Origin of the sequence: Bradyrhizobium sp. BEA-2-5 (genome assembly GCF_032918025.1) — a bacterium.
GTDB lineage: Bacteria > Pseudomonadota > Alphaproteobacteria > Rhizobiales > Xanthobacteraceae > Bradyrhizobium > Bradyrhizobium pachyrhizi.
Genome location: NZ_CP136629.1, coordinates 114,854 through 135,434, shown reverse-complemented (window position 1 = coordinate 135,434; position 20,581 = coordinate 114,854). Strand labels below are relative to the sequence as shown.

Sequence of the window (20,581 nt, the reverse complement as noted above, 5' to 3'; positions counted from 1 at the left end):
ATTGTCTCCGCAGCACAATAGCGCTACACCCTGAGCTATCCGTGCCAGCGGAACAAGCGGCGGCGTTCGGCCCGTTTCGGGCCTGATGCCGGCACGCAACCCGAAGCTTGAGGCACGCTCGCCTGTCGGGGAATTGGACGATAGCCTGTCCCGAGAGCGATTCGACGAGGTTTTTGACAGCATGACCATCCGTCTGCACCGCGGCGACTTGCCCGACCTGTCCCGCTATACCGGAGCGGTGGCGATCGACACCGAGACCATGGGGCTGAATCCGCACCGCGACAGGCTCTGCGTGGTGCAGCTCTCGCCCGGCGACGGCAGCGCCGACGTGGTGCAGATCCCCAGGGGGCACACCGACGCGCCGAACCTGAAGGCGCTTCTGGCCAATCCCAAGATCACCAAAATCTTCCACTTCGCGCGGTTCGACATCGCGGTGCTGTACCAGACCTTCGGCGTCATGACCGGGCCGATCTATTGCACCAAGATCGCCTCCCGCCTGACCCGCACCTATACCGACCGCCATGGCCTCAAGGACCTCGTGCGCGAGGTGCTCAACATCGACCTCTCGAAGCAGCAGCAGTCGAGCGACTGGGGTTCCGACAGCCTGACCGAGCCGCAGCTCGCCTACGCCGCCTCCGACGTGCTGCATCTGCACGGCCTGCGCGACAAGCTGAATGTCATGCTCGCGCGCGAGGGACGGACCGATCTCGCCCAGGCCTGCTTCGACTTCCTTCCCGCCCGCGCCAGGCTCGATCTCGACGGCTGGGAGGCCGAGGACATTTTCGCCCATTCATGATGAGCGCCGAATTCGTCGCGGCCGGGGCAGTTCCGCCCCGTTTCGGCCAAACTGTTCACGCGTGGTCCGGTGCAGGGGCGCGAGGTGAGGTCCGGGCTGCATATTTGGGCGGCTCCGGCTAGAATAGGGGCAGTTTCGCGCCTCTGGAGCTCAGGTGAATTCGGTTCAGAATCCAGCCTATGTCACGGGCCTCGAGGCGCGCTTTGCTGCCGCCGCGCGGCACAGCCGCATGGTGCGGGTCCTGCGCGTAGCGGTTCCCGCGATGGTCGGGCTGGCGATGGCAGTGATCATCTACATCGCGCTGTTCAATCCGTTCCACGACCTGATTCCCAAGCTGCCGCTCGAGATGGATAACCTCGTCGTGTCCGGCACCAAGATCACGATGGAAGCGCCGCATATCGCAGGCTTCTCCAACGACGGACGACCCTATGAAATGTGGGCCAAGGCCGCAATCCAGGACGTCACCGATCCTGACCATGTCGAGCTGAAGACAATCCGCGCCAAGGTGGCGCAGCAGGATCAGTCGACGGTGACGATGGATGCGCGCACCGGCTTCTTCGACAACAAGAAGCAGCTGCTCGACTTGCGCCAGGACATCTTCTTGCAGTCGTCCACCGGCTATGAGGCCAGGCTGACGCAGGCCTTCGTCGACATCAACAAGGGCAATGTGTCGTCGGACGAGCATGTCGACGTCAAGCTGCTCGACGGCACCCTGACCGCCGACAGGCTCCGGATCTACAACAGCGGCGAGCTGGTGCGGTTCGAAGGCAATGTCGTGATGAATCTCGACAAGCTCGGCGACAACAATGCTGCCCCGCCGGCCGAGCCCGCTCCACCGCCGCCGCCGCCGAAGCCGCGCAAATCCGCCAACACGAAATGATTTTGATGATGAGACGTTTTCCGCACGGCATGGCAATTGCGGCATTCCTGCTCGCGATTTTCGCCGCGAGCGCTGCGTTCGCGCAGGGCTCGATGAGCGGCGTGCCCAACGCGATGCAGGGTTTTTCGCAGAACCGTGATCAGCCGATCCAGATCGAGGCCGCCTCCTTGGAGATGCGCGACAAGAAGAAGGAGGCGACCTTCGCCGGCAACGTGAAGGTCGTGCAGGGCGACACCACCATGACCTCGAAGACGCTGGTTGTGTTTTATGAGGATAAATCGACCCAGGCGCCGGCGCCCGCCCCGGCCGGCACCAAGGGGGCAGCCGCCAAGGGCGCCGCGCCGATGCAGACGGCAACCCCCGGCCCCGGCGGCGCTTCCTCGATCAAGCGGCTGGAGGCGAAGGGTAACGTCGTCGTGACCCAGAAGGATCAGGTCGTCACCGGCGAGACCGCGATCTTCGACACCAAGACCAATTTGATCACGATGCTTGGCGGCGGCGGCAGCCAGGTGGTGCTGACCCAGTGCCAGAATGTGCTGCGCGGCGACCGCCTTTTGGTCGACATGACCACCGGCGTCTCGCGCGTCGAAGCCGACAATGGCAAGGTGCAGGGCCTGTTCATCCAGTCGCCGGGCGGACAGAGCGGCAAGTGCGGCACGCCGGCCGCCCCCGGCTCAGCCCCGGCCCCATCGCCGCTGCAGCTGCTTCCGGGCGGCAAGTCCAAGTAAGCCTCACGTAAGGTCAAGCAGAATCAATCAGTTAGATAATATTCTGCGGCCGCGTGGTTGAAGCCGGCGGGGCGAGACTGTATCTACTGCAGCGGCCCGGCCGAACAATGCGCCTCGAGGGGAATTATGTCGGCCGGGACAGGGGCATCCATTCATTCAAGGCGCGGGTGATCGCGCTTTGCCGTGTTGTTCGAGCATGATCTCCGCGCAAACGCGTCCGCTTTTGTCGCGCGGGAAGGCCGGTATTCAGATTTCCGGCTCATGCTTGCGGCTTCGCACGCGAATCGATCGATGCGCAGGCGAGGTCGCGGGATCACCGTGAAAGGCTGAAGCGAAGCGGGGATGGTGGATTTTCTCGGCATGTTCCGGCGGCGCTCTGCGAAACGCAGTACCGGATTTGCGCGCTCGCATGACGACATCACGGCGCTCGGGGATCAGTTCGGCGAGATGCTGACGTCTCCGGTGCGTGATGCGCCGCCGATGGCGCGCGCCGCGTCGGCTCCCGGCGTCGAGCTGCCGCGATCCCAACCGGCAGCAGCGCCCGCGCCGGTGCGTGCGAGGCCGGCCAGGAACAGCGCGCCTGCCGCGCCGCAGCTGATCAAGCGGCCGGGTTATCTGGCTGTGCATAGCGTGGAAAAGAGTTTCGGCAGCCGCCAAGTGGTGCGCGGCGTCAGCATCTATGTGCGCCGGGGCGAAGCGGTCGGCCTGCTCGGGCCGAACGGCGCCGGCAAGACCACCGTATTCTATATGATCACCGGCCTGATCAAGGCCGACCGCGGCGCGATCGAGCTCGACGGCCACGACGTCACCAAGCTCCCGATGTATCAGCGCGCGCGGCTCGGCATCGGCTATCTGCCGCAGGAAGCCTCGATCTTCCGCGGCCTCACCGTCGAGCAGAACATCCGCGCCGTGCTCGAAGTGGTCGAGCCCTCGCGCAAGAAGCGCGAGCAGCAGCTCGATTCGCTGCTCGACGAATTCAACATCACGCGCCTCAGAAAATCGCCGTCGATCGCGCTGTCCGGCGGCGAGCGCCGTCGCGTCGAGATCGCGCGCGCGCTGGCGACGCGGCCGAACTACATGCTGCTCGACGAGCCCTTCGCCGGCATCGACCCGATCGCGGTCGGCGACATCCAGGACCTCGTCCGCCATCTCACCAATCGCGGCATCGGCGTGCTCATCACCGACCACAATGTCCGCGAGACGCTCGGCCTCACCGATCGCGCCTATATCGTCTATGCCGGGGAAATCTTGACCGAGGGAACTCCGGATGAGATCGTTGCCGATCCGGATGTGCGCCGCCTTTACCTTGGCGAGGAATTCCGCCTCTAGCGCATGATCCGCCAAAGTGTGAAGCGGTTTGGCGATAAGATCATGCGCTAATTAAAGAATTTGACGCGCGATCGGACGCAAAACCTGGGCGTCCACTTTTGCTGATCGCGCTTATCGCTATTTTCCAATCCGTCAAGCCGTGTACAAGGGCTTCGGACTAATATAAGCAAGAATCGAGCCAACTTTCAGGACCGTTCTTGCCTCCATGGCGCTCACGCAGAGACTAGAGTTCCGGCAGTCGCAGTCGCTGGTCATGACGCCGCAGCTGATGCAGGCGATCAAGCTGCTGCAATTGTCGAACCTGGACCTGTCGGCCTTTGTCGAGGAAGAGCTGGAGCGCAATCCGCTGCTGGAGCGGGCCGCCGACGGACCGGAGCCGCCGGTGGCGGGCGAGCCGGCCATGGAGCGGCCGGACTACGGCGATTCCGACGGTTCCGGCAGCTATGGGGACGATGGCGACGCCTCCGACATGGCCGCAGGCCCGGGCGGCGAGGCCGCCTTCGAGCCTGGCCAGGAGGAATGGCTGAACCGCGATCTCGGCACCCGCGCCGAGATCGAGCAGACCCTCGATACGGGCCTGGACAACGTCTTCTCCGAGGAGCCGGCGGAAGCGGCGGCGCGCGCCGCGCAGGATGCACCGCCATCGGTCTACACCGAATGGGGCGGCGGCGCCTCCAGCGACGACGAGTACAATCTCGAAGCGTTCGTGGCCGCCGAGCTGACGCTTGCCGACCACCTCGCCGAACAACTCGCGGTGGCGTTCTCGGCGCCGGCGCAGCGCATGATCGGCCAGTACCTGATCGACCTCGTCGACGAGGCCGGCTATCTGCCGGCCGATCTCGGCCAAGCCGCCGAGCGCCTCGGCGCATCGCAAGCCGACGTCGAAGGCGTCGCCGTGCTGCAGAAATTCGATCCGCCCGGCGTCTGCGCGCGCAATTTGAGCGAGTGCCTGGCGATCCAGCTCCGCGAGCTCGATCGCTACGATCCCGCGATGCAGGCCCTGGTCGAGCATCTCGACCTGCTTGCCAAGCGCGACATCGTCGCCTTGCGCAAGATCTGCGGCGTCGACGACGAGGACATCGCCGACATGATCGGCGAGATCCGCCGCCTCAATCCCAAGCCCGGCATGAAGTTCGGCTCGGCGCGCCTGCAGACCATGGTGCCCGATGTCTATGTCCGTCCGGGTCCCGACGGCGGCTGGCATGTCGAGCTCAACAGCGACACCTTGCCGCGTGTGCTGGTCAACCAGACCTATTATTCCGAGCTGTCGAAGAAGGTCGGCAAGGACGGCGACAAGTCCTATTTCACCGACGCGCTTCAGAACGCGACCTGGCTCGTGCGCGCGCTCGACCAGCGCGCCCGCACCATCCTGAAAGTTGCAACCGAGATCGTGCGCCAGCAGGACGGCTTCTTCACACATGGCGTGGCGCACCTGCGGCCGCTCAATCTGAAGGCCGTCGCCGATGCCATCCAGATGCATGAATCCACGGTGTCGCGCGTCACCGCCAACAAGTACATGGCGACCAATCGCGGCACGTTCGAGCTGAAATATTTCTTCACGGCCTCGATCGCCTCGGCCGACGGCGGCGAGGCGCATTCGGCCGAAGCCGTGCGTCACCACATCAAGCAGCTGATCGATTCGGAGGAGCCCTCCGCGATCCTGTCGGATGACACCATCGTGGAACGCTTGCGCGCTTCGGGCATTGATATTGCCCGCCGCACGGTCGCGAAGTACCGCGAGGCGATGCGGATACCATCCTCGGTGCAGCGCCGCCGTGACAAACAGAGCATGCTCGGTAATGCCCTTTCGGCTCCTGCCTCCTCGTCCGACCGGTCGCGCGATACAGCCTCCGTTTAGGTTACTTCTTGAGCGTGACCCCGTTCGGGTACGGACCGGGCCATGCGCTCGTTGCGTTCGCGCCAAATCGGGATAGTCTCAATCTTTCCAGGCCGAGCGCCGTCCAGAAAGGGAGGTAACCGGAAGCCCAGCAAGCATCATGCTCCTGCAAGAGTGATCGAGGCATCCAGCAATTGAGGCATCAAATGACCCTTCGGATTTCGGGAAAGAGCATCAGCGTCGGCGAGGCCCTGCGCGGCCGCGTCGCCGACCGCACCGACGAGGTGCTGCGCAAGTATTTCGACGGTAACTATTCCGGCCACATCACGCTGAGCAAGGACGGTTTCGGTTTTCGTACCGATTGCGCCCTGCATCTCGATTCGGGAATCACGCTGGAGGCCGATTCGAACGCACCGGATGCCTATGCCAGCGCCGACCAGGCGCTGCTGATGATCGAGAAGCGCCTGCGCCGCTACAAGAGCAGGCTCAAGGATCGCTCCGCCCGCAAGACCTATGCCGCGACTGCCGCGCTTGCCGAACTGAACGGCGTCGGGCTCGACGCGCCGAGCTACGTCATCGAGGCGCCCGAGAACGAGGACGAGGTCACCGAATACAGTCCGGTGATCATTGCCGAGGCAACCACCGCGCTGAAGCGGCTGTCGGTCAGCGAAGCCGTGATGGAGCTCGATTTGACCGGCGCCTCCTGCCTGGTGTTCCAGCATGGCGGCAGCGGCCGGTTGAACATCATTTACCGCCGTACGGACGGCAATGTCGGCTGGGTCGATCCGCCGGCGGTGAGCCCCTGAGGATAGTTGGCAGATGGCATTGACGTCCGAAGCCGGCCCTGCTTATGGTCCGCCGCCTCCAGGAACAAGGGGGGCGGAACAGGGTTCGCAGGTGTTGGCACCGCCGATACGTTGGAGTAGAAGCCCTGCCAACCGGACCCGGGCTAAGCCCGCATCCCACCTCATCTTCTTGACGCCGCCGCTGTAAAGCCTATTTCGCAACCTGACGGCTTAATTCACCTCGGAAACCCTCCCAATGCCGATTACCGATCTGGTCGCACCCGAGGCGATTCTCCCGGCATTGAAGGTCAACAGCAAGAAGCAGGCCTTGCAGGAGCTCGCAGCCAGGGCCGCCGAGCTGACCGGGCAGAACGAGCGCTCGGTGTTCGAGGTGCTGCTGCAGCGGGAGAAGCTCGGCACCACCGCAGTCGGCTACGGCGTCGCCATTCCGCACGGCAAGCTGCCCAAGCTGGAAAAGATCTTCGGCCTGTTCGCGCGCCTCGACCGCCCGATCGATTTCGAGGCGATGGACGGCCAGCCGGTCGATCTCGTCTTCCTGCTGCTCGCCCCCGAAGGCGCCGGTGCCGATCACCTCAAGGCGCTCGCCCGCATCGCCCGCCTGCTCCGCGACCAGGACATCGCCAAGAAGCTTCGCGCCTCGCGCGATGCCGAGGCGATCTACTCGGTGCTCGCGCTGCCGCCGGCGAGCGCGGCGTAAACGTTCGCATTCGCGAATTCGTTCGCCCAACTTGTTATCAAGACATAGACTGCGCGCCACGCGGTGGCGCACGTCAATGCGCGATCGTTTCAATCTCCGTAGCCCGGATGGAGCGAAGCGCAATCCGGGGAAATCTTGCAACTGGCGAGAATCCCGGATTTCGCTGCGCTCCATCCGGGCTACGAAGCTTCATCGGGGCTACGAAGCTGCGTACTTCGCAATTCCCTCAGCAGATCGTCGGCAGCAGACGGCGGACTTCGTCGAGCAGATCGGGGATAGCCTTTTCGTCATTGGCGAGATGCCGGAGCAGCGCGCTCTGGAACAGGCCGTCGAACAGCGCGTACAGCGCGGCCGGAGACGATGCCGGCCGCTTGTTGCCGAGCTCGGCGTAGCGCGTGGCGATGCGCCAGATCATCGCTTCCAGGCTCTTGTCGATCTCGAGCACGTCCTTGCGGAACGCCGGCTCGAACATCGCCTGCGAGCGCAGATCGTACCAGAGCCGATGCATGCGCGCTTCGTTCTCGAGCGTTGCCGCGAGCTTGGCGAGGAAGCCTTCGGTCAATTCGTCGCGGCTGCGTGCTGTCGTCACCACCTCGTCATAGCGCGTCACGCATTTCGCCTTGTAGTGGCGGACGCAACAGCAGATCAGGTCGAGCTTGTCGCTGAAGTAGTAGTGAAACACGCCGTGCGTGAATGCGGAGTTTTGCGCGATCTCGCGCAGGCTGGTCCGCGCGAAGCCGAGCTCGCCAAGCGTCTCCAGCGCGGCCTCCGCGAGCTCGACGCGCCGCGCGTTGAACTTCTCGTCGCGCAGCGCCTCGGCCGCTACAGCCACGCGTTGGGCCGCTCCTGTCGCTTGCCGCGCCATTCCGTGCCTTTCCTCTGCTTCTTCCCTCTAGCAACTATACCGCGACGACCGCGGCGCGCTCCATCTCTTCACAACCATCCTCTTTGACACTTGTCAAATTCAACCTTGACAAGTGTCAAGTTCCTGGACGAGGGTTGGCGAAATAATTTGGACAACCGTCAAGACGGCTGACCAATCGACGAACCAGGAGGAAATGCACCGCCGGGGCGCGCCAACGCCGCGCCCTGCCGACGTCGGCCGCGATCACCATTGCGCTCCAAATGCGCAGGCCCCGGCCCGCGCTGCCTCTGTCAGCACCACCATCAATCGGCAAGCAAAGGGAGGACTACGTCATGAGTGGGAAGAGCCTTGAAGGCAGGAAAGCCCTGGTCACCGGCGGCGCCCGGGGCATTGGCGCGGCGATCGCGCAGGCATTGGCGCGGTCCGGCGCCGCGGTCATGATCGGTGACATTCTGGATGACGCCGGCAAGGCCAGTGCGGCCGAGATCGCCAAGTCGGGGGTGAAGACCGGCTTCGCCAGGCTCGACGTCACCGACGATGCGCAATGGGAGCGCGCCGCCGCCGCGACGGTCGAAACCCTCGGCGGCTTCGACATCCTGATCAACAATGCCGGCATCGAGATCACCTCGCTGGTCGCCGACATCAAGGCCGAGGACGCGCGCCGCATGTGCGACGTCAACATCGTCGGCACCGTGCTCGGCATGAAGCACGCCTTCCGCGCGATGCGGCCGGGCGGCGCCGCGGGCAAGGGCGGCGCGGTCGTCAACATCGCTTCGGTCGCGGCGACGATCGCCTTCCCGAGCATCGCGGTCTATTCCGGCACCAAGTCCGCAGTCGACCGTATGACGCGCGTCGGCGCGATGGAAGCCGGCAAGCTCGGCTATGGCGTGCGCGTCAACTGCATCTATCCCGGCCTGATCCCGACCGACATGGGCCTGCAGCTTGCCAATGACATCGTGAAGATCGGTCTCGCGCCCGACGTCAACGCCGCCGTCGGTTCGGTGGTGGAGCAGACGCCGCTCGGCAAGCTCGCGGAGGTCTCCGACATCGCCGACGCCGCCGTGTTCCTGTGCTCGAACGATGCGCGCTTCATCACCGGCATCGGCCTGCCGGTCGATGGCGGCATGGGCATGTAGCAACAAAGCCGACAACAAGCATTTCGGAGGATCGCAATGAGCGAGAAGAAGCCCGTCATCGTCTATGGCGCTTCCGGCTATACCGGCCGGCTGGTCTGCGAATATCTGCGCGAGTACAACATCCCCTTCATCGCCGCCGGCCGCAGCGCCGAGAAGCTCAACGCCGCGATGAAGTCGAACGTGGCCGGCATCGAGACCGCCGACTACGAAGTCGTGTCGGTGCCGCACACCGTGGCCGCGCTGACCGAATTGTTCAAGGGCGCCTCCGTGGTGCTCAACACCGTGGGCCCCTTCGCCAAGTTCGGCGGCGAGGTGGTACAGGCCTGCCTGGCTGCCAAGTGCCACTATACGGATACGACCGGCGAGCAGGACTGGCTGATCACGCTCGAACATGAGTTTGGCACGAGGTTCGCCAATGCCGGCCTGCTGCTGGCGCCGGGCATCGCGCAGATGTACACCACCGGCGAGATCGCCGCGCAGCTGTGCCTGGAAACGCCCGGCCTCGACACGCTCGACATCGCCGTGTTCTGGGGCGGCAGCCCGACCATCGCCTCGACGCAGACCATCCTGGTCAACGCCGCGATGGCCAAGGCCTACTACCTGGAGCAGAACAAGTACGTCGAGCATCAGCCCGATGCCGGCCTCTACAACCTCGCCATCCCCGGCCAGCACGAGCTGGCGCTGGCGCTGCCGTGGGGCGGCACCTCGCACCCGGTGTGGTTCAAGCAGGATCCGCGCGTGGCCAACGTCAAGGTGCTGGGCGGCGTGTTCAATCGCGCGCTGATGCTGGGCGTACCGCAGATCGTCGCTGCGGCGCTGGAGGCGACCAAGGACATGAAGCCCGACGAGCGCTACGCCGCGTTGGCGCAGACCGCTGCCGGCGTGATGAACACCATGCCGCCGCGCGAGAACCCGCGCGTCAACAAGTCGCTGGATTCGGTGTATGCCTCCGGCCCGCTGGGGCGCGCGCACTGCGTCATCTACGGCAACAGCAACTACAAGCAGACCGGCATGCTGCAGGCCTATTCTGCCGCGCACCTGCTGCAGCAGCCGCCCAAGCGCGTAGGCTTCGCCTCCGGCTGTCAGGCGTTCGGCCATCGCGAGCTGCTCGGGCAATTGCGCAGTTTTGGGCTCGTCGGCAAGCCGGTCCTGACCGTGCATGATTGAGCTTGAGCCCCGATCGGATCGGGGCTCAACACTCCGTTCCCTGAAGCGTTTTCGTTTTGCTCGAAAACGCACCTTCGCGGGTGACGCACTAGCGCGTCACCCGCCTCTTGCGCGAGACCTGCCATGCGCTTCATCGATTATCTCGACAAGGGTGCCTCGCTCGGCGCTGACGCGCCATGCCTCACCATGGACGGGCACGACCTCAGCTACGGCGAGGTGCAGCGGTTGAGCTACCGGATCGCGCGCGGGCTCGACCGGTCGGGCATCGCTCCCGGCGAGAAGGTCGCGATCCTGTCCGGCAACGATCCGCTCGCTTTCGCCTGCGTGTTCGGCATCTCGCGCGCGGCTGCCGTGTGGTGTCCGATCAATCCGCGCAACGAGGCCGCCGAGAACAAGTTTATCCTCGATCAGTTCGATTGCAGCCTGCTGCTGTTTCATTCGACCTTCGCGCCGATGGTCGAGGCGGTCCGGCAGGACCTGCCCAAGCTGCGCGCGCTGGTCTGTCTCGACGCCGAGCTGCCGTTCGCGCCGTCATTCGACCGCTGGCTCGGCGGGCTCGCCGACGATGTCTATCAGCGCGCCACGATCGACGATCTCGCGATGATCCCGGGCACCGGCGGCACCACCGGCAAGCCGAAGGGCGTGATGCTGTCGGGACGCAACATCGAGGCGATGACCGCGCTGACCCTGATGGGCTATCCGTTCAAGGGCCGTCCGATTTATCTCGCGCTGGCGCCGCTGACGCATGCCGCCGGCGTGCTCTGTTTCCCCATCATGACGCTGGGCGGCCGCGTCGTGATCATGCACCACCCTGACATCGGCGAGTTCCTGGTGCTGATCGAGCGCTACCGCGTCACCCACACCTTCCTGCCGCCGACCGTGATCTACATGCTGCTCGATCATCCCGGGCTCGACGCGGCCGATCGCAGCTCGCTGCAATGTTTCTGGTACGGCGCGGCACCGATCTCGGCGACGCGGCTCGCCGAAGCCCTGAAGCGGATCGGGCCGATGGCGCAGCTGTTCGGCCAGACCGAGGCGCCGATGATGATCTCGATGATGCCGCCCGCCGATCACTACAATCCGGACGGCACCATCGCGATGGAGCGACTCTCGTCGGCTGGGCGGATAGGCCCGCTGGTGCAGGCCGGCATCATGGATGGCGACGGCAAGCTTTTGCCGGCAGGATCGCGCGGCGAGATCGTCGTGCGCGGATCGCTTGTCATGGAAGGCTACTACAAGAACCCCGAGGCCACGCGCGAGGCTTCGGCGCATGGCTGGCACCACACCGGCGATATCGGCTACATCGACGGCGACGGCTACCTGTACATCGTCGATCGCGCCAAGGACATGATCATCACCGGCGGCTTCAACGTGTACTCGATCGAGGTCGAGAACGCGTTGCGTGCCCATGAGGCGGTGCAGGATTGCGCCGTCATCGGATTGCCCGACGACAAATGGGGCGAGCGGATCGTCGCCGTGGTGCAGCCGCGCGCCGGCCACACCGTCGATGCGTCCGCGCTGGCCGCCTTCGTCAAGCAGCAGATCGGCAGCATCAAGACGCCGAAGCAGATCGAGGTCTGGGACGATCTCCCGCGTTCCAAGGTCGGCAAGGTGCTGAAGCCGGACATCCGCGCGCGGCTGGTGCAACGCTAAAGCATGATCCGGAAAAGTGCGAAGCGGTTTTCCGAAAAGGTCATGCTTAAACAACAACCTAAAGCGCGGTGAGGATTCATCCTGATCGCATCGCGCTTTAGCCGTGCGATCCGGTGTCTACCTCTTGCCGTACTCGGTGAAGACGTAGTCGCGATTCTGTACCACCGTGTGGCACGCATAGCCGCACTTCGCGTCATTTTCCTGGGGCGGATTGTCCGCCCTGGTGGCGGGCCTGAATACATCCGACGCCGCGTCATACTCGAACGCGCCGTATCCCCATCCGCCGCTGTCCGCGAACCTCTTGCTGTCCTTGACCATGAAGTCGACGTCGTGCTGCGCGCCCGGCACCGTCGGCTGACCGGGATACGCCTCCTGCTTCTTCGGGATCCAATGGATCTTCGCCATCTTGGCGCCGTCCGGGAACGGCTTGCCATTGCCGGGTATGCCTTCCCGGAAGGCGCCGATCATCGCCGGATTGCCCAGGATCGCGGCGATGACGCCTTCGTTCTCGCTGATCGCGATCACGGGCCAGTCCTCGTATCCCCTGAACTCGGAGAACGCGAGACCATTGGGCACTTGCAGGCTGTATTTGTCCTGCGCGGAAATCGCGACGCCGGTCGCGAGGACGGAAATCGACACTGAAGCAACGAGATTGATCAGCGAGCTCTTCTGCATGGTCGCATCTCCTTCAATCGATTTGGCGGCGAATAATTCTTGCTGGAAATTCCCCTGTCGCAGTGCTTCTCGCGGGAACTTATCACAGCACGGAAATGCACAGAGCGAAATCGAGCCGCGGCCATGGTCCGCTGCCCAAGGCTGCGCAATGAATTGCTCAAGTTGAGCGAGCTTTCGCTTGGCGGTCGAAGACACGAGCACTTATTGACAACCAGCCGATGACGCCGGAAGACGGACGCGCGCAACATTGCGTGTGCGAACCAGGGATGACTGATGTCCCGCGATTTTCGCCTTGATAGCGTTCCCGTCGACGTTCTCGCTTACGAGCTCTCCGAGGAGAGGGCGAGTGCGCTCGGCCGCATGGGTCGCGCGCTGGAACAGGAGCTCGCCAAGCTGCGCGAGTTCGATGCCGCCCATCCGCGCGATGAAGCATCGACGTCAACACGACAGGCACGGCGCCTCCTGGTGCGGGAGGCAGGCCATGCGCTCTGGATGTTCGTGGTGCAGCGGGAGGCCTGCGGGCTGCGCAACAACCGCATGCTGATGCGCGACTACAACGTCCCCGGCGAGGTGCAGCTCAGCATGGGCCCGATGCTCGCCACATCGACGCAATCGCCATAAAAAATGCGCGGGCCGCCTCGGTGTCGAGGCCTGCCCGCGCATTGAATTCGCGGATGCTAATTCAACCCTGCGTCAGTGCACGCTGACCGCTTGCAGCTCGTTGCTCCAGGCGTTGGCGACGGCGGCTTCGCGGCTGTCGGTCAGCATGATCGGCGTGCCGTCGGCGGCGTGGAGCGCGAACAGCTTGAGGCCCGGCGCGATTTTCGGCGCCTCGGGAAACAGGTCCGGCACGTCCTCGGAACGGATCTGCTTCACATAGGCGATATGGCCTTCGCCCAGATGGGCCAGCGCTTCCGGCGTGACGCTCTCGGATTCGATGGTGGTGGTACTCAGTTCACTCATGGTCTCGACTCCTCTGGAACACTAAGCGGTCGAGTCCGCTACTCGTTCCATTATTCGTGCTCATTGATAGCGATTGTCTTAACGATCCTCTCCGGTTCTGGCCGGGCCAGATCGATCGACAACAGCCCGTTCTTCAGATCCGCACCCAGCACCAGCATCCCCTCCGCCAGCACGAAGGTGCGCTGGAAGTGGCGCGCGGCGATGCCGCGATGGATGTATTGCCGGGTCTTGTCGTCCTGCTGCCGCCCGCGGATCACGAGCTGGTTTTCCTCAATGGTTACATCGAGTTGGTCGCGCGTGAATCCGGCAACCGCCAGCGTGATGCGCAAGCGCTCGGGCTGGCCGTCCGATCCGCCGCACCTCTCGATATTGTAGGGAGGGTAGCCGTCGGCGCCTTTGACGACGCGGTCGAGCACGCGCTCGATCTCGTCGAAGCCCAAAAGGAACGGACTGGACAACGATGGAACACGAGACATTACAAAGTCCTCTCGAAGCGACTTTGAGGGGCCCTTGCGGCGCCCCATGCAACCGGCGGGCCGTCCGGCCTCCGGTCAGTGAGGGATATGGGGGCGATCTGGATAGCGTTCAAGCAGCCCCGAAACCAGCCTAAACGCCCGCAACATGGGGGTAAATTCTTCCCGATCGGTTACTCCCCGACGCGCTTGCGGCCGTCGGCGGTATAAAGATGCAGCTTGTCACGGGGGGCGACGGCCCGGATCCGCTCGCCGATGGCTGGACCCGAGACGCCGGGAACCCGGACGATCACCTCGCCCGGCGGCAGCTCGCCCGGATTGGCGGCAACGCCCTGCTCCTCGCGCTGGCGGCTGCCATAGACGAAGGTTTCGGCGCCGACGCGCTCGATCGCCTCGACCGTGAGCGGCAAGGCGACGCCGCCGGATCCGGTCTCGCTCGAGATCACGAAATCCTCCGGCCGGATCCCGACAATGCCGGCGCCGTCGGCGCCCGTGATCTGGGACTTCAGCTCGTCCGCGCGCAGCGGCATCAGATTCATCGGCGGCGCGCCGATGAAGGAGGCGACGAAAGTCGTCGCCGGCTTCTCGTAGATCGCGAGGGGATTGCCGACCTGCTCGACCTGGCCGCCGTTCATCACGACGAGAATGTCGGCGAGCGTCATCGCCTCGAGCTGGTCGTGGGTGACGTAGATCGACGTGGTGTTGAGCCGGCGCTGCAATTTGCGGATCTCGACGCGCATCGCGATGCGCAGCTTGGCGTCGAGATTGGAGAGCGGCTCGTCGAACAGAAACACCTTGGGCTGGCGCACGATGGCGCGGCCCATGGCGACGCGCTGGCGCTGGCCGCCCGAGAGCTGGCGCGGCTTGCGCTCCAGCATCGATGTGAGCTCGAGGATGCGCGCGGCTTCGTCGACGCGGGTCCTGATCTCCGCCTCCGCCATGCCGCGGTTGCGCAGGCCGTAGGCCATGTTGTTGTAGACGCTCATATGCGGATAGAGCGCGTAGTTCTGGAACACCATCGCGATGTCGCGATCGGCGGGCTCGATCTGGTTGACGATTCGGCCGCCGATGTCGATCTCGCCGCCGGTGACCGTTTCGAGTCCCGCGACCATGCGCAGCAGCGTGGACTTGCCGCAGCCGGAGGGGCCGACCAGCACGCAGAACTGTCCGTCGCCGACATCGACGTCGACGCCCTTGATGGCCTCGAAGCCGCCGGGATAGGTCTTGCGGACGTTGCGCAGGGTGACGTTAGCCATGACTTTTCCGTCTCGACCAGTCCGCGCACGAACAGCTTCTGCATGACGACGACGACGAACACCGGCGGCAGCATGGCCAGCACGGCGGTCGCCATCACGATCGGCCATTCGGTCAGCGCGTCGGTGGTGGTGATCATCTTGCGGATGCCGATCTGGATGGTCTGCATGTCGTCGCGCGTGGTGATCAGCAGCGGCCAGAGATATTGGTTCCAGCCGAGGATGAACAGGATCACGAACAGCGCCGCCATGTTGGTGCGCGACAGCGGCAGCAGCGTATCCCAGAAGAAGCGGAAGGGACCTGCGCCGTCGATGCGTGAGGCCTCCAGCAGCTCATCCGGCACCGTCATGAAGAACTGGCGAAACAGCAGCGTCGCGGTCGCCGAGGCGATCAGCGGCAGCGACAGGCCGGCATAGCTGTCGAGCATGTGCAGATCGGCGACGATCTTGTAGGTCGGATAGATGCGGACCTCGACCGGCAGCATCAGGGTGATGAAGATCAGCCAGAAGATCGGCATCCGGAACGGAAAGCGGAAATAGACGATCGCATAGGCCGAGATTATCGAGATCGCGATCTTGCCGACGGCGATCAGCAGCGCCATCACCAGCGAGTTCAGCATCATGTTGCCGACCGGCTCGCGGGTCGAGCCGCTCGTGCCGACGAAGATCGTCTGGTAGTAGGTCTCGAGGAAATGGCCGCCCGGCAGCAGCGACATCTGGCCGTTGGCGATCACCGCGTTGTCCTGGGTGGAGGCGATGAAGGCGAGATAGACCGGGAAGGCGACAATCGCGATCCCGATCCACAGGATGATGTGGGCGACGTAGCGCCGGAAGCCCTCTTCCTCGACCATCAGTAGGTCACCTTGCGTTCGACGAAGCGGAACTGGATGCCCGTCAGCACGATGACCATGATCATCAGGATCACCGACTGTGCCGCCGAGCTGCCGAGATTTCCGCCGAGCAGGCCGTCGGTATAGACCTTGTAGACCAGCGTCTCGGTCGACTTGCCGGGGCCGCCACGGGTCATGGTGTCGATGATGCCGAACGTGTCGAAGAAGGCGTAGACGATGTTGACGACCAGGAGGAAGAAGATGGTCGGCGACAGCAGCGGGAAGGTCACGGTCCAGAACCGCCGCATCGGCCGCGCGCCGTCGATCGCGGCGGCCTCGAGCACGCTTCTGGGGATGCTCTGGAGGCCGGCGAGGAAGAACAGGAAATTGTAGGAGATCTGCTTCCAGGCGGCGGCGAGGATGATCAGCGCCGCGGCCTGGTCGCCGTCGAGCAGCGGATTCCAGTCGATGCCGAGGGCCCGCAGATAGCGCGAGAGCACGCCCAGTGAGGGATGCAGCATGAAGATCCAGAGCACGCCGACGACCGGCGGCGCCACCGCATAGGGCCAGATCAGCAGCGTGCGGTAGAGCATCGAGCCGCGCAGCGGCTTGTCCGCCATCACCGCGAGCAGCAGCGCAAACGACAGCGACGACACCGCGATCGCGAACGAGAAGAAGAAGGTGCGCAGGATCGCCTCGAAATAGGCGGGCTCCCTAAACAGGTCGATATAGTTCTCGAACCAGACGAAGCTGGTCGAGAGGCCGAACGCGTCCTGGAGCAGGAAGGACTGGATCACCGCCTGCAAGGCCGGCCAGTAGAAGAAAATCAGGACGATCGCGAGCTGCGGCGCAACCAGCGCGTAGGGCAACAGCTTCGATTGGAAAATCGCTTGCTTTTGCATGGGTTCGGAAGAAGGGCGGGCCGCGGATGCGGCCTGCCGGTTGATGGCCCTAAAGCGCGATGAGATGAGGTTGGATCGTCATCGCGCCTTAGCTTGTCGTCTGGGCATGATCTTTTCGGAAAACCGCTTCGCACCTTTTTGGATCAAGCCCGAAGGCATCATGTCAGCGGACGGCGGTCTTTTCGAACTGCCGCAGCATGGTGTTGCCGCGCTCGACGGCCGCATCCAGCGCCTGCTTGGCGGTCTTCTTGCCGGCCAGCGCCTGCTCGATCTCTTCCGCCCAGACGTCGCGGAGCTGCACCATGTTGCCAAGGCGCAGGCCGCGGGAGTTCTCGGTCGGCTCCTTGTTGGTCAGCTCGAGCAGCGGGGTCTCGAGATAGGGCTGGTCCTTGTAGAAGCCCTCGGCCTTGGCCTTCTCATAGGCCGCCTTGGTGATCGGCAGATAGCCCGACGATTTGTGGATGTAGACCTGACGATCGGTGTCCGAGAGGAAGGTCAGGAATTTCGCGATGCCCTTGTATTCGTCGGCCGACTTGCCGCCCATGATCCAGAGCGAGGCGCCGCCGATGATCGAGTTCTGCGGCGCGCCCTTCACGTCGGGATAATAGGGCATCGGCACCGCGGTGAAGGCGAACTTGGCCTGCGCCTTGACGTTGCCGAAGAACGCCGACGAAGTCAGGTAGAGCGGGCATTCGCCCGAGGTGAAGCGGCCTTCGCCGGTGTTGGTGCGGCCGGCGTAGTCGTAGGTCTTGTCCTTCTGGAGCTCGACCAGATTCTCGAGATGCTTGACCTGCAGCGGTCCGTTGAAGGAGAGCACGGTGTCGAAGCCGTCGAGGCCGTTGGCCTTGGTCGCCAGCGGCACGTTGTGCCAGGCGGAGAGCTGTTCGAGATTGACCCAGGTGACCCAGGAGTTCGAGAAGCCGCAGGTCGCGTGGCCGGCCGCCTTCAGCTTCTTGGCGGCGTCGAACACTTCGGGCCAAGTCTTCGGGATCTCGACATTCGCTTTCTTCAGCTCGTCGAGGTTGACCCACATCACGGTCGACGACGAGTTGAAGGGGAAGGACAGCATCTCGCCCTTCGAGGTCGAATAGTAGCCGGTGATCGCGGGCAGATAGGCCTTCGGATCGAACTTCTCGCCGGTCTCGGCCATCAGCTTGTAGACCGGCTTCACGGCGCCGGTCGCGGCCATCATGGTGGCGGTGCCGACCTCGAACACCTGCATGATGTGTGGCGCGTTGCCGGCGCGGAACGCCGCGATGCCGGCGTTCATCGTGTCGGCGTAGTTGCCCTTGTAGGTCGGGATCACCTTGTAGTCGCTCTGCGCGGCGTTGAAGTCGCTGGCGAGCTTGACGATGACGTCGTTGTTGGCACCGGTCATCGCGTGCCACCACTGGATTTCGGTCACAGCGAACGCGGGCGACGCGAATGCGAGCGTGGCAGCGGCTGCCGCGGCAGCGCCTAGTCGTCGAAAGAACATCAAAACCCCTCCCAATTGGAACGTCGTCTTTCGTTGCGCGCGTTATCAGCGCCGGATGACGTTCAAATGACCGTATAAACGAAAGTCATGGTAGGGGGGAAGCCGAAGCGAAGGGAAGCGGTAAAAAAGGCGAAGACCGCAGCCGCATCCGTGCGGTGCAACGCCGGCCGCGACGTTGCACCGCAGTGTTGATGCGTCGGCCGGTTCGATACGGGCCGACGCTCCGGCTTTGTTCTGACGCGAACCGGTGCCCATCCCGCATCACGTGCGGGACAGGCTCGAAAACGCCTTTAGCGCTTACGCTGAGGACCGCAGACCACGCCCTTTTCAACCAGGCCGTCGATCTCGGCCTTGGAGTAGCCGAACTCGCCGAGCACCTCCGCCGCGTGCTGGCTGAATTTCGGCGGCAGGCGGCGCAGGCTCGGCTTTGAGCGATCGAGCCGGATCGGTGAGGCGACGCCCTTGTACCAGTCCTTCTCGATAATATCGCCGCGCGCGATCGTGTGCGGGTTGGTCAACGCCTGGTCGATCTTCTGCACGGGGCCGGCGGGCAGGCCCGCGGCGAGCAGGCGATTGCACAGCGGCTCGGCCTCGTGCTGGCTGAACACGGCGGCAAGCTCGGCACGCAGCGCCTCGCGATTGGCGATACGGTCCTTGTTGCGGGCAAAGCGCGGGTCGGTGCCGAGCTCGGGCTTGCCGATCTCCTTGGCGAGCTTGCGGAAGGTGCCGTCATTGCCGACGCCGATGAAGATGTTGTCGGTCTTGGTCGGGAAGATTGCGTAGGGCACGAGGTTCGGGTGCTCGTTGCCGGTGAGGCTCGGCGGCTTGCCATGCATGAAATAGTTCGCGGTGTGCGGATGCATGATGGCAAGGCCGGTCTCGTATAGCGTCGTCTCCAGGAATTGGCCCTTGCCGGAGCGCTGCCGCTCCGAAAGCGCCATCAGGATGCCGATCGCCGCATAAAGGCCGGTGGTGATGTCGACCAGCGGCACGCCGATCCGCATCGGCCCGCTCTCGGGCGAGCCGGTCGCCGCGATCATGCCGGTCATGGCCTGGATGATGGCGTCATAGCCGGGGTTGCCGCCGCGCGGGCCGTCGGCGCCGAAGCCGCAGATCCGGCAATGCACGAGGCGCGGGAATTTTTCGCGCAAGGTCTCGTTGCCGATGCCCCATTTCTCCAGCGTGCCCGGCTTGAAATTCTCGATCAGGACGTCGGCCGTCTCCAGCATCTTGAGCAGCACCGCGCGGCCGCCCTCGGAGCCGAGGTCGAGGCCGATCGAGCGCTTGTTGCGGTTGATGCCGACGAAATAGGCCGCGTCCTCCTCGTGGAAGGGAGGGCCCCATTCGCGGACCTCGTCACCCGCGGGCGGCTCGACCTTGATCACGTCGGCGCCATGGTCGGCGAGGATCTGGGTGCAGTAGGGACCGCCGAGCACGCGCGTGAGATCGATGACGCGCAGTCCGCTCATCGCGCCCGTAGCCGCTGGGGTATTCATGGGAGCAACCTTCGCTCAGTTGGGATCAGATAACGAGGGTCCCAGAGCTAACGGTCTTCAGCCGGCCCAGCAATGCTTCCGTCGGCGCAGGCCCATGCAGCAGGCGGCGCATGCGTTCGCCAAGCGAACCAGCCGCTGAAAGAGCATGGTCCGCCACGCGTCGCGGCGGACCATTGCGTGGTGTGGAATTAGACGACGCTCAGCTTGACGTCGACATTGCCGCGCGTGGCATTGGAGTAGGGGCACACCTGATGCGCCTTTTCGACCAGCGCCTCGGCCTCGGCGCGGGCAAGGCCCGGCAGCGAGACGGCCAGATCGATGTCGAGGCCGAAGCCGCCCTCGGAGCGCGGGCCGATGCCGACGGTCGAGGTGACGGTGGCGTCGGCCGGCACCTTCGGGCCGCCCTGCGAAGCCACGAACTTCATCGCGCCGATGAAGCAGGCGGCATAGCCGGCCGCGAACAGCTGCTCGGGATTGTTGCCGGCGCCGCCACCGCCGCCGAGCTCCTTCGGCGTGGTGAGCTTGACGTCGAGTGCGCCGTCGAGGGTCGCGGCATGGCCGTCGCGGCCGCCGGTGGCTTTTGCGCTGGTCTTGTAGAGGACGTTCACGGACATTGTG

20 protein-coding genes and 1 pseudogene are annotated in these 20,581 nt (G+C 64.3%); 11 read left to right on the top strand and 10 right to left on the bottom strand.

What is annotated here, in order from left to right:
* Window positions 1-181 precede the first annotated feature (181 nt).
* The 7 genes from RX327_RS00605 to ptsN all read left to right on the top strand — a co-directional run bounded on the left by RX327_RS00605 (window position 182) and on the right by ptsN (window position 7,073).
* The gene (locus tag RX327_RS00605) at window positions 182-796 is read left to right on the top strand and encodes a ribonuclease D (RefSeq protein WP_317249148.1); all 615 of its coding nucleotides are present in this window, start codon (window positions 182-184) and stop codon (window positions 794-796) included.
* Between the two features lie 154 nt (window positions 797-950).
* The gene (gene lptC / locus RX327_RS00600; RefSeq protein ID WP_028337943.1) at window positions 951-1,676 is read left to right on the top strand and encodes an LPS export ABC transporter periplasmic protein LptC; all 726 of its coding nucleotides are present in this window, start codon (window positions 951-953) and stop codon (window positions 1,674-1,676) included.
* A 5-nt stretch (window positions 1,677-1,681) separates the two neighbouring features.
* On the top strand, window positions 1,682-2,404 hold the full coding sequence (locus RX327_RS00595) for an LptA/OstA family protein (protein ID WP_244481776.1): 723 nt from the start codon (window positions 1,682-1,684) through the stop codon (window positions 2,402-2,404).
* 342 nt (window positions 2,405-2,746) lie between these two features.
* Window positions 2,747-3,733, top strand: a complete 987-nt coding sequence (gene lptB, locus RX327_RS00590) for an LPS export ABC transporter ATP-binding protein (RefSeq protein WP_317249147.1) — start codon at window positions 2,747-2,749, stop codon at window positions 3,731-3,733.
* Between the two features lie 205 nt (window positions 3,734-3,938).
* Complete coding sequence (gene rpoN / locus RX327_RS00585) at window positions 3,939-5,591, top strand: RNA polymerase factor sigma-54 (protein WP_317249146.1); 1,653 nt, start codon at window positions 3,939-3,941, stop codon at window positions 5,589-5,591.
* A 185-nt stretch (window positions 5,592-5,776) separates the two neighbouring features.
* Window positions 5,777-6,376 carry a ribosome hibernation-promoting factor, HPF/YfiA family gene (gene hpf, locus RX327_RS00580; RefSeq protein ID WP_317249145.1) on the top strand — a complete coding sequence of 200 codons (600 nt, stop codon included), beginning with the start codon at window positions 5,777-5,779 and terminating at the stop codon, window positions 6,374-6,376.
* Between the two features lie 235 nt (window positions 6,377-6,611).
* Window positions 6,612-7,073 (top strand): PTS IIA-like nitrogen regulatory protein PtsN, encoded by a 462-nt coding sequence (gene ptsN, locus RX327_RS00575; protein ID WP_317249144.1) that lies wholly within the window; start codon window positions 6,612-6,614, stop codon window positions 7,071-7,073.
* Between the two features lie 226 nt (window positions 7,074-7,299).
* Here ptsN and RX327_RS00570 read toward each other — a convergent pair whose 3' ends face one another.
* A complete protein-coding gene (locus tag RX327_RS00570) occupies window positions 7,300-7,905 on the bottom strand; it encodes a TetR/AcrR family transcriptional regulator (protein WP_026192040.1) in 606 nt (201 codons plus the stop codon).
* Between the two features lie 365 nt (window positions 7,906-8,270).
* On the opposite strand from RX327_RS00570, the gene RX327_RS00565 reads away from it, so the two are divergent.
* The 3 genes from RX327_RS00565 (at window position 8,271) to RX327_RS00555 (ending at window position 11,894) form a co-directional block, all read left to right on the top strand.
* Complete coding sequence (locus RX327_RS00565) at window positions 8,271-9,074, top strand: SDR family NAD(P)-dependent oxidoreductase (RefSeq protein WP_050383464.1); 804 nt, start codon at window positions 8,271-8,273, stop codon at window positions 9,072-9,074.
* A 36-nt stretch (window positions 9,075-9,110) separates the two neighbouring features.
* Window positions 9,111-10,241 (top strand): DUF5938 domain-containing protein, encoded by a 1,131-nt coding sequence (locus RX327_RS00560; protein ID WP_050383463.1) that lies wholly within the window; start codon window positions 9,111-9,113, stop codon window positions 10,239-10,241.
* Window positions 10,242-10,364: 123 nt separating this feature from the next.
* The gene (locus tag RX327_RS00555; protein WP_050383462.1) at window positions 10,365-11,894 is read left to right on the top strand and encodes an AMP-binding protein; all 1,530 of its coding nucleotides are present in this window, start codon (window positions 10,365-10,367) and stop codon (window positions 11,892-11,894) included.
* Between the two features lie 117 nt (window positions 11,895-12,011).
* Here RX327_RS00555 and RX327_RS00550 read toward each other — a convergent pair whose 3' ends face one another.
* Window positions 12,012-12,569: a cytochrome P460 family protein gene (locus tag RX327_RS00550; protein WP_050383461.1), complete on the bottom strand. Its 558-nt coding sequence runs from the start codon at window positions 12,567-12,569 to the stop codon at window positions 12,012-12,014.
* Window positions 12,570-12,842: 273 nt separating this feature from the next.
* Here RX327_RS00550 and RX327_RS00545 point away from each other — a divergent pair, with 273 nt between their 5' ends.
* A complete protein-coding gene (locus tag RX327_RS00545) occupies window positions 12,843-13,190 on the top strand; it encodes a DUF6665 family protein (RefSeq protein WP_050383460.1) in 348 nt (115 codons plus the stop codon).
* Window positions 13,191-13,262: 72 nt separating this feature from the next.
* On the opposite strand, the gene RX327_RS00540 is transcribed toward RX327_RS00545, so the two are convergent.
* From RX327_RS00540 to RX327_RS00505, 8 genes and pseudogenes are all read right to left on the bottom strand, one after another.
* Window positions 13,263-13,532, bottom strand: coding sequence for a DUF1150 domain-containing protein (locus RX327_RS00540; protein WP_317249143.1), 270 nt, complete (start codon window positions 13,530-13,532; stop codon window positions 13,263-13,265).
* A gap of 50 nt (window positions 13,533-13,582) precedes the next feature.
* The gene (locus tag RX327_RS00535; RefSeq protein WP_317251423.1) at window positions 13,583-14,008 is read right to left on the bottom strand and encodes an Hsp20 family protein; all 426 of its coding nucleotides are present in this window, start codon (window positions 14,006-14,008) and stop codon (window positions 13,583-13,585) included.
* A 170-nt stretch (window positions 14,009-14,178) separates the two neighbouring features.
* A complete protein-coding gene (locus tag RX327_RS00530) occupies window positions 14,179-15,261 on the bottom strand; it encodes a sn-glycerol-3-phosphate import ATP-binding protein UgpC (RefSeq protein WP_317251422.1) in 1,083 nt (360 codons plus the stop codon).
* A gap of 2 nt (window positions 15,262-15,263) precedes the next feature.
* A pseudogene (ugpE, locus tag RX327_RS00525) lies at window positions 15,264-16,109 on the bottom strand (sn-glycerol-3-phosphate ABC transporter permease UgpE); the annotation flags it as partial.
* Window positions 16,109-16,990 carry a sn-glycerol-3-phosphate ABC transporter permease UgpA gene (gene ugpA / locus RX327_RS00520; RefSeq protein ID WP_317249142.1) on the bottom strand — a complete coding sequence of 294 codons (882 nt, stop codon included), beginning with the start codon at window positions 16,988-16,990 and terminating at the stop codon, window positions 16,109-16,111. The pseudogene ugpE and the gene ugpA, both read right to left, overlap by 1 nt.
* Window positions 16,991-17,153: 163 nt before the next feature.
* Entirely contained in the window at window positions 17,154-18,467 is a 1,314-nt protein-coding gene (gene ugpB, locus RX327_RS00515) for a sn-glycerol-3-phosphate ABC transporter substrate-binding protein UgpB (protein ID WP_317249141.1), read from the bottom strand.
* Between the two features lie 290 nt (window positions 18,468-18,757).
* Window positions 18,758-19,963, bottom strand: coding sequence for a CaiB/BaiF CoA-transferase family protein (locus RX327_RS00510; protein WP_317249140.1), 1,206 nt, complete (start codon window positions 19,961-19,963; stop codon window positions 18,758-18,760).
* Window positions 19,964-20,151: 188 nt separating this feature from the next.
* Window positions 20,152-20,577 carry an organic hydroperoxide resistance protein gene (locus RX327_RS00505; protein ID WP_317249139.1) on the bottom strand — a complete coding sequence of 142 codons (426 nt, stop codon included), beginning with the start codon at window positions 20,575-20,577 and terminating at the stop codon, window positions 20,152-20,154.
* Between the last annotated feature and the right edge of the window lie 4 nt (window positions 20,578-20,581).

Excerpts from the sequence above, each read along its gene's own strand:
- RX327_RS00605 (WP_317249148.1), top strand. The coding sequence starts at position 182 with ATGACCATCCGTCTGCACCGCGGCGACTTGCCCGACCTGTCCCGCTAT.
- RX327_RS00595 (WP_244481776.1), top strand. The coding sequence starts at position 1,682 with ATGATGAGACGTTTTCCGCACGGCATGGCAATTGCGGCATTCCTGCTC.
- lptB (WP_317249147.1), top strand. The coding sequence starts at position 2,747 with ATGGTGGATTTTCTCGGCATGTTCCGGCGGCGCTCTGCGAAACGCAGT.
- rpoN (WP_317249146.1), top strand. The coding sequence starts at position 3,939 with ATGGCGCTCACGCAGAGACTAGAGTTCCGGCAGTCGCAGTCGCTGGTC.
- hpf (WP_317249145.1), top strand. The coding sequence starts at position 5,777 with ATGACCCTTCGGATTTCGGGAAAGAGCATCAGCGTCGGCGAGGCCCTG.
- ptsN (WP_317249144.1), top strand. The coding sequence starts at position 6,612 with ATGCCGATTACCGATCTGGTCGCACCCGAGGCGATTCTCCCGGCATTG.
- RX327_RS00565 (WP_050383464.1), top strand. The coding sequence starts at position 8,271 with ATGAGTGGGAAGAGCCTTGAAGGCAGGAAAGCCCTGGTCACCGGCGGC.
- RX327_RS00560 (WP_050383463.1), top strand. The coding sequence starts at position 9,111 with ATGAGCGAGAAGAAGCCCGTCATCGTCTATGGCGCTTCCGGCTATACC.
- RX327_RS00555 (WP_050383462.1), top strand. The coding sequence starts at position 10,365 with ATGCGCTTCATCGATTATCTCGACAAGGGTGCCTCGCTCGGCGCTGAC.
- RX327_RS00550 (WP_050383461.1), bottom strand. The coding sequence starts at position 12,569 with ATGCAGAAGAGCTCGCTGATCAATCTCGTTGCTTCAGTGTCGATTTCC.
- RX327_RS00545 (WP_050383460.1), top strand. The coding sequence starts at position 12,843 with ATGTCCCGCGATTTTCGCCTTGATAGCGTTCCCGTCGACGTTCTCGCT.
- RX327_RS00540 (WP_317249143.1), bottom strand. The coding sequence starts at position 13,532 with ATGAGTGAACTGAGTACCACCACCATCGAATCCGAGAGCGTCACGCCG.
- RX327_RS00535 (WP_317251423.1), bottom strand. The coding sequence starts at position 14,008 with ATGTCTCGTGTTCCATCGTTGTCCAGTCCGTTCCTTTTGGGCTTCGAC.
- RX327_RS00530 (WP_317251422.1), bottom strand. The coding sequence starts at position 15,261 with ATGGCTAACGTCACCCTGCGCAACGTCCGCAAGACCTATCCCGGCGGC.
- ugpA (WP_317249142.1), bottom strand. The coding sequence starts at position 16,990 with ATGCAAAAGCAAGCGATTTTCCAATCGAAGCTGTTGCCCTACGCGCTG.
- ugpB (WP_317249141.1), bottom strand. The coding sequence starts at position 18,467 with ATGTTCTTTCGACGACTAGGCGCTGCCGCGGCAGCCGCTGCCACGCTC.
- RX327_RS00510 (WP_317249140.1), bottom strand. The coding sequence starts at position 19,963 with ATGAATACCCCAGCGGCTACGGGCGCGATGAGCGGACTGCGCGTCATC.
- RX327_RS00505 (WP_317249139.1), bottom strand. The coding sequence starts at position 20,577 with ATGTCCGTGAACGTCCTCTACAAGACCAGCGCAAAAGCCACCGGCGGC.